Origin of the sequence: Streptomyces sp. NPDC048643, from assembly GCF_040650615.1 — a bacterium.
Classification (GTDB): domain Bacteria; phylum Actinomycetota; class Actinomycetes; order Streptomycetales; family Streptomycetaceae; genus Streptomyces.
The window spans coordinates 24,164-31,020 of sequence record NZ_JBEZHO010000077.1 but is presented as its reverse complement, the minus strand read 5'-3'; the positions used below and the strand labels follow the sequence as shown (position 1 = coordinate 31,020).

The following is a 6,857-nucleotide window of genomic DNA, read 5'->3' as shown; positions in this document are numbered from 1 at the left end:
GTAGGCGCGGCCGCCGTCGGCGAGCCATTCCTCGGTGAAGGCGTCGGAGACGGTGCCCCGGACCACTGGGCCCGGGGCGGGCGCCGCTCCGGTCGTGCTCCTCGGGTGCCGGCGGTGCCGCCGTCCGGGGCGGGCCTCCGTTTCAGCGGCTCAGACCGCCTTGCGGCCGAGCAGTTCGCCGTGCAGCACCGCGAACCAGCCGTCCTCCGCCTGCCCCCACCGCCGCCAGGCGTCCGACACCGAGCGCAGCTGTTCCGCCGTCGCGTGACCGCCCTCGGCGGCGCGCTCCGCGTATGCCGAGGCCACCGTGCGGTCCGCCCACAGGCCGCTCCACCAGGCCCGCTCGTCCTCGGTGGCGTAGGTCCAGGTGCTCGACGTGGACGTGATGTCCCGGATGCCGGCGGCCAGCGCCCACGTCTTGAGACGCCGGCCGGCGTCGGGCTCGCCCCCGTTCGCGCGGGCCACCCGCCGGTACAGGTCCAGCCAGTCGTCCATGCCCGGCACCGACGGATACCAGGTCATGGCCGCGTAGTCCGCATCGCGGACGGCGATGAAGCCGCCCGGTTTCGTGACCCGGTGCATCTCGCGCAGGGCCTGGACCGGATCGCCCACGTGCTGGAGGACCTGGTGGGCGTGGACCACGCAGAACGTGTCGTCCGGGAAGTCCAGGGCGTGCACGTCGGCGACCGCGAAGTCGACGTTGCGCAGGCCGCGTCCGGCGGCCTCCTGCCGTGCCCGGTCCAGGATGCCCGCCGCGTGGTCGACGCCGGTGACGTGCCCGTCCGGCACCCGTTCCGCCAGGTCGGCGGTGATGGTGCCCGGCCCGCAGCCGATGTCGAGGATCTTCATGTGGGGCTTCAGCGAGTCGAGGAGGTAGGCCGCCGAGTTGGCCGCGGTGCGCCAGGTGTGCGAGCGCAGCACCGACTCGTGATGGCCGTGCGTGTAGACGGCGGTCTCCTGCGACTTCGACATGACCGGTCCCCTTCGACGTGTACGGGGCCTCGGCGGGGCGTGTACGCACTCCGCGGGGCGATGGCATCACCGTACGCGGTCATGTCGAATGATGAGACCCACATCTTGCCATGTGGACACGTGCAGTTGGGGGCCGCCTGTGGCCCGGTCGGACCGGCAGGGGTCGGACCGGCAGGGTTTCCGGCTCGGCAGGGTTTCCGGCGCGCCGGGGTCAGTGCGCCGGCTGCGGGCGGTAGACGGTCAGGGCCTCGCGGCTCTTGCGCAGCGTCACCCGGTCACTGACCTCGGTGACCTCGCCGTCGTAGGCGAGGAGCGTGCCGGGGTCGACACCGTCGATGTTCAGGTGGCCCACCCGTACGGCAGCGTGCGCGGGGGAGCGGGTGAGCGGACCGGCGAAGGCGGCGGCGAGCAACCGCACCGCGGGATGGCGCCCGCCGTGCACGACGCGGACGTCGAGACGTCCGTCCGCGAGGTCGAAACGGCGGGCGGGTGCGAGGCCCACCCGGTGGTAGGTGCCGTTCCCGGCGAACAGCAGCCACAGCGGGTGCGTACGGCCGTTCAGCTCGGCCCGCAGCGGATGGTGGTCGGCCCGCAGCACGCGCAGCGCGCCGAGCACCCCGGCGGGCCAGCTGCCGATCACCTTCGACCAGTTCTCCCGCTCCCGCACCAGCTCCGGGTAGATGCCCAGGCTGCACGTGTTGAGGAAGATGCCCTCCTGGGCGCCGGACACGAACCGGCCGACGTCCACCTTGACCGCCTCGCCCTGCTGGAGCGCGCGGACGAGATCGTGGTCGCCCTCCACCCCGAGGTCGTGGGCGAAGTGGTTGAGGGTGCCGCCCGGGAGGACGGCGAGCGGGACGTCGTGGCGCAGGGCGATCTCGGCCGCGGCGTTCACCGTGCCGTCGCCGCCGCACACACCCAGCACCGTGGCGCGGGCCGCCGCCTTCTCCAACTCCTGCCGTATGTCGGCGGGTTCGCACTCGACGAGCTCCGCGGCCGGCAGTGCGTCGGCCAGCGCGCGGACCCGCTCCGGGGTCCCCGCGCCCGTGTTGGCGACCATGACCAGGCCGGCGCCGTCGGGCAGCGCGGGCGCCTCCACCCGCGGCCGCGCCGGCGCGGTCAGCTGGTCCCGGGTGGGCACCAGAGCACGGACGGCGTACGCGGCGCCCGCGCCCAGCACCGCACCCGCCAGCACGTCGCTCGGGAAGTGGACCCCGGTGTACACGCGGGACAGGGCCACCGCCGCGGCGAGCGGCGCCACGGCCGCTCCCCAGCCGCGGGACTCCAGCGCCACACCCGTCGCGAACGCGGCGGCCGAGGCGGCGTGCCCCGAGGGGAACGACGTGGTGATCGGCTGGCGCTTCAGCTGCCGGACCGCCGGGACCGGGTCCAGCGTGGGACGGCTGCGGCGCACCGACCGCTTGCCGACGGTGTTGATCGTCGCGGAGGCGAGAGCGAGCGAGGCGATGCCCCGGGTGGCGGCCCGGCGGGCCCGCGGCGTGCGGCTCGCCGCCACGGCCGCGGCCGTCGCGAACCACAGCAGCCCGTGGTTGGCGCTGCGGCTCAGCCGCGGCAGCACGGGATCGCCGCCCGGCCAGTGGCGCGCCGCGACCGACTCGAAGACCCGGAGGTCCACGGACAGGAGACGGTCCCGGAGGCCGTGGCGGCCCGGAACGAGGGCGGTCAGGTCGACGTCTGGGGTGGGGGTCATGCGGCTCCGTCTACCCCGGATCAGGCGATTTCCTCGCCACTGTGACGGGCGCCCCGGCGCATACGCGTTTGCCCCGCACCCCCCGTGCCCCGGAGAATGCCTGCCCATGGGACACCTCGAAGCCGCACATCTTGAGTACTACCTTCCCGACGGGAGGGCGCTGCTCGGCGATGTGTCGTTCCGGGTGGGAGAAGGGGCCGTCGTGGCCCTCGTGGGGCCCAACGGCGCCGGCAAGACGACCCTGCTGCGGCTGATCTCGGGCGAGCTCAAGCCGCACGGCGGCACCGTGAACGTGAGCGGCGGACTCGGCGTGATGCGCCAGTTCGTGGGATCCGTACGCGACGAGACGACCCTACGGGAACTGCTCGTGTCCGTGGCGCCGCCCCGGATCCGGGAAGCGGCCCGGGCGGTCGACACCGCCGAGCACGCGATGATGACCGTCGACGACGAGGCGTCCCAGCTGCGGTACGCGCAGGCGCTCTCCGACTGGGCCGAGGCCCGTGGCTACGAGGCCGAGACCCTCTGGGACATGTGCACCACGGCCGCGCTCGGCGTCCCCTACGAGAAGGCGCAGTGGCGGCAGGTGCGCACCCTGTCCGGCGGCGAGCAGAAGCGCCTGGTCCTGGAGGCGCTGCTGCGCGGCACCGACGAGGTGCTGCTGCTCGACGAACCGGACAACTACCTCGACGTGCCCGGCAAGCGCTGGCTGGAGGAGCGGCTCAAGGAGACCCGCAAGACCGTCCTGTTCGTCTCACACGACCGTGAACTGCTCGCCCGCTCCGCCCAGAAGATCATCAGCGTCGAGCCCAGCCCGACCGGCGCGGACGCCTGGGTGCACGGCGGCGGATTCTCGACGTACCACGAGGCCAGGCGGGAGCGGTTCGCGCGCTTCGAGGAGCTCCGCAGGCGCTGGGACGAGAAGCACGCGCAGCTCAAGAAGCTGGTGCTGAGCCTCCGCCAGGCCGCGTCCATCAGCCACGAGCTGGCCTCCCGCTACGCGGCGGCGCAGACCCGGCTGCGCAAGTTCGAGGAGGCCGGACCGCCGCCGGAGCCGCCGCGCGAGCAGGACATCACCATGCGGCTGCACGGCGGACGCACCGGCGTACGAGCCGTCACCTGCAAGGGACTTGAGCTCACCGGCCTGATGAAACCCTTCGACCTGGAGGTCTTCTACGGCGAGCGGGTCGCCGTCCTCGGCTCCAACGGCTCGGGAAAGTCGCACTTCCTGCGCCTTCTCGCGGGCGGCGACGTCGCGCACACCGGCGAGTGGAAGCTCGGCGCGCGCGTCGTGGCGGGCCACTTCGCGCAGACGCACGCCCATCCGGAGCTGGAGGGCCGCACGCTGCTCGATATCCTGTGGGCCGAACACTCCCAGGACCGCGGCGCCGCCATGTCCCGGCTGCGCCGCTACGAACTGACGGCCCAGGCCGAGCAGCGCTTCGAGAAGCTGTCGGGCGGCCAGCAGGCACGTTTCCAGATCCTGCTGCTGGAGCTGGAGGGTTCGACGGCCCTGCTCCTGGACGAGCCCACCGACAACCTCGACCTGGAGTCGGCCGAGGCGCTCCAGGAAGGCCTCGAGGCGTACGAGGGGACGGTCCTGTCCGTCACCCACGACCGCTGGTTCGCCCGTTCCTTCGACCGCTATCTGGTCTTCGGCTCCGACGGACGGGTCCGGGAGACGCAGGAACCGGTCTGGGACGAGCGCCGGGTCGAGCGGGACCGCTAGCCCGCGCTCCCGTGGGTTTCCCGGGGCCCCGGGTGACCGGGGCCCCCGGGTTCAGGGTGACCGGGGCCCCGCGGGTTCATGGGTTCCGGGCTCCGGAGAGGCCCGGACCACCCGATGTTCGTAGAGTGGTGGGTGGAGGTCACCTATCCATGGCTCCCTACCGGCCGCCTCCGGGCGACGTCCGCCGGGCGGGCGCCCGGACCGCGCCGACGGCCACGACGAGCGGGGTAGCACCATGACCGGAGTCGACCCGGGCAGGCTGGACGACCAGCAGCTGATGAAAGAGCTGGAGGCCATCCACCGCACCCGCCACGACACGCTGCTGCACGGTTCGAACGACGCGCTGCACACGCACAACGAGCGCATGGCCCAGTTGGAGGGCGAGTACCTGCGCCGCCATCCGCGCCGCCCCGTCTCGGCGGGCCGCACCCGCGAGGGCGCCCGCGAACGGGGCCCGGCCGCTGTACCACCGGCCTGAACGGTCCGTCGCTGTCCGGTCGGCCGACCCTGACCGCACAGGCGTGCGGGCCGCCCGAGGCGGTCCCGCACGCCCACGTCGGGGGTGCGCCGGCTAGCTGCTGCCGGCGCCCACCACCGCCAGCGCCAGCTCGTGCGCGTTGGCGTAGTGCTCCTTGTCCGGCAGACGTTCCAGCGAGCCGGCCAGATGGGCGGGTGCGTTCTTCTCGCGCAGGACGTCGATCAGCGCCCGCGGATCCGCGGGGAACGAGGTACGGCCGAGGAACCGCGCCAGTTCGAGGCGCAGCGTCTCCAGCGATTCCGGTGCCGTGTTCGGCACCACCGGTCCTCCCGCGATCGCCGGGTCGTCGTCGGCGGCCGGCTCCGGGTCCTGCCACTCCTCGGTCCGGGTGGGGTGCCCTGACCTGAGGAAGTCGCGCAGTTCGTGCTTCATCGCGTCGTCCCGGTGAGCGCTCATCCGGTCACTGCCTCGCTGCATGAAATCCCCTCCAGAGGTTCGAGGTGGGGAGCGCGTACCCGACGTCCCTCACGCAACACGTGGAGAAGAGCGCTGTCCGGGATGGTCCGCGCGCGCCGGGGCGGCCGCGATCGGGGACGATCCGAGTGTGTTTGCTCCGCATGGCCCGGGGCAGACGCAGATGCAGTGCTTCGGACAGGAGGCACGTCCGTGGGAGCGGCGATCCGCGCCACGGGTGTATCCGTCCGGATCACGGGTGCGCTCCCACGATGACTGTCCTATACCAGGCACCATCAAGGGAGTTGCGACGCATCATGCGAACTCAAGCGAGCGCGACGCACCATCCGCACGACGACGCCCCCGACACCTCGGAGGCGTTCCGCAGGCTCGCCACGCTCCCTCAGGGCCCGCAGCGTGACGCCCTCCGTGAGGAGATCGTCGAGTCCTGGCTGCCGATGGCCGACCGGCTCGCGGGCCGGTTCCGCAACCGGGGCGAGAACTCCGACGACCTGCGGCAGGTGGCGGCGCTCGGTCTCGTCAAGGCCGTCGACCGCTACGACCCCGAACTCGGCAATGCCTTCGAGAGCTACGCCGTGCCGACGATCACCGGCGAGATCAAGCGTCACTTCCGCGACCACATGTGGACGCTGCACGTGCCGCGTCGCGTCCAGGACCTGCGCAACCGGGTCCGGTTCGCCGGCCAGGACCTGTCGCAGACCATCTCGGGCCGCCGTCCCACCGTCGCCGAGATCGCCGAACGCGCCCGGCTGAGCGAGGAGGACGTACTGACCGGCCTGGAGGCGCTGGAGAGCTTCACCGCGCTCTCGCTGGACGCCGAACTGCCCGGCAGCGACGACGGCTACTCGCTCAGCGACGCCCTCGGTTCCGCCGACCCGGCGCTCGACACGGTGATCGACCGCGAGGCCGTCAAGCCGCGGCTCCAGGCGCTCCCGGAGCGGGAACGCGCCATCCTCTACATGCGGTTCTTCGACGACATGACGCAGAGCCGCATCGCCGACGAGCTGGGCATCTCCCAGATGCACGTCTCCCGGCTCATCACCCGCTGCTGCTCCCGTCTGCGCGACCAGGTCATGCGCGACGCCGCCTAGCCTCCTTCGTTCGCGGCTCCGTCCGCGGCCCGCGGTCGAAGGGCTCGCACCACGCGTGAAGCGGCGCGGCCGAACGGGGCCGGGTGGCGGAGGGGGTCGGGTCGGGTCCCTGAAGGGGCCGCACGGTCGAAGAACCCGCTCGGCCGAAGCGCCTGCGTGACGCGCGAACCGGCGTGACGCGCGAAGCCGCGTGGCCGAAGGAGAGTCGCACGGTCGAGCCGGGCACCGGCCGAAGAGCGTGCGCGAAGCGGCGCGGCCCTTTCGGCGGCGCGGTCGAAGGGACGCCGGGCCGACGAGCCTCGCGACTCCCGTGCCGTACGGCCGAAGTGCCACTCGGCCGAAGGGGCCACTCGCACCGAGAAGCACCGGGCCCGTCGCGTGCCCCGCCACTGAGCGGCACGCGAC

Annotated in this window: 6 protein-coding genes; 3 read left to right on the top strand and 3 right to left on the bottom strand. The window is 72.9% G+C overall.

Annotated elements, in window-relative coordinates; translation table 11 throughout:
* Positions 1-150: 150 nt before the first annotated feature.
* Both AB0C62_RS40060 and AB0C62_RS40055 read right to left on the bottom strand, forming a co-directional pair.
* Positions 151-972 (bottom strand): class I SAM-dependent methyltransferase, encoded by an 822-nt coding sequence (locus AB0C62_RS40060; protein WP_362981962.1) that lies wholly within the window; start codon positions 970-972, stop codon positions 151-153.
* A 211-nt stretch (positions 973-1,183) separates the two neighbouring features.
* A complete protein-coding gene (locus tag AB0C62_RS40055; protein WP_362981961.1) occupies positions 1,184-2,683 on the bottom strand; it encodes a phosphatase PAP2 family protein in 1,500 nt (499 codons plus the stop codon).
* A 106-nt stretch (positions 2,684-2,789) separates the two neighbouring features.
* Here AB0C62_RS40055 and AB0C62_RS40050 point away from each other — a divergent pair, with 106 nt between their 5' ends.
* Together AB0C62_RS40050 and AB0C62_RS40045 are read left to right on the top strand one after the other, a co-directional pair.
* Positions 2,790-4,409, top strand: coding sequence for an ATP-binding cassette domain-containing protein (locus tag AB0C62_RS40050; RefSeq protein ID WP_362981959.1), 1,620 nt, complete (start codon positions 2,790-2,792; stop codon positions 4,407-4,409).
* A gap of 235 nt (positions 4,410-4,644) precedes the next feature.
* The gene (locus tag AB0C62_RS40045; RefSeq protein WP_355874162.1) at positions 4,645-4,887 is read left to right on the top strand and encodes a DUF6158 family protein; all 243 of its coding nucleotides are present in this window, start codon (positions 4,645-4,647) and stop codon (positions 4,885-4,887) included.
* 93 nt (positions 4,888-4,980) lie between these two features.
* Here the strand turns inward: AB0C62_RS40045 and AB0C62_RS40040 are convergent, their stop codons facing one another.
* Positions 4,981-5,364 (bottom strand): DUF2795 domain-containing protein, encoded by a 384-nt coding sequence (locus AB0C62_RS40040; RefSeq protein ID WP_362981957.1) that lies wholly within the window; start codon positions 5,362-5,364, stop codon positions 4,981-4,983.
* Between the two features lie 293 nt (positions 5,365-5,657).
* On the opposite strand from AB0C62_RS40040, the gene AB0C62_RS40035 reads away from it, so the two are divergent.
* The gene (locus AB0C62_RS40035; protein WP_356173744.1) at positions 5,658-6,452 is read left to right on the top strand and encodes an RNA polymerase sigma factor SigF; all 795 of its coding nucleotides are present in this window, start codon (positions 5,658-5,660) and stop codon (positions 6,450-6,452) included.
* Positions 6,453-6,857: the final 405 nt, after the last annotated feature.

Bases quoted from the DNA above. Each gene is read 5' to 3' on its own strand.
- AB0C62_RS40050 (WP_362981959.1), top strand. From the start codon at position 2,790: ATGGGACACCTCGAAGCCGCACATCTTGAGTACTACCTTCCCGACGGG.
- AB0C62_RS40055 (WP_362981961.1), bottom strand. From the start codon at position 2,683: ATGACCCCCACCCCAGACGTCGACCTGACCGCCCTCGTTCCGGGCCGC.
- AB0C62_RS40060 (WP_362981962.1), bottom strand. From the start codon at position 972: ATGTCGAAGTCGCAGGAGACCGCCGTCTACACGCACGGCCATCACGAG.
- AB0C62_RS40040 (WP_362981957.1), bottom strand. From the start codon at position 5,364: ATGCAGCGAGGCAGTGACCGGATGAGCGCTCACCGGGACGACGCGATG.
- AB0C62_RS40045 (WP_355874162.1), top strand. From the start codon at position 4,645: ATGACCGGAGTCGACCCGGGCAGGCTGGACGACCAGCAGCTGATGAAA.
- AB0C62_RS40035 (WP_356173744.1), top strand. From the start codon at position 5,658: ATGCGAACTCAAGCGAGCGCGACGCACCATCCGCACGACGACGCCCCC.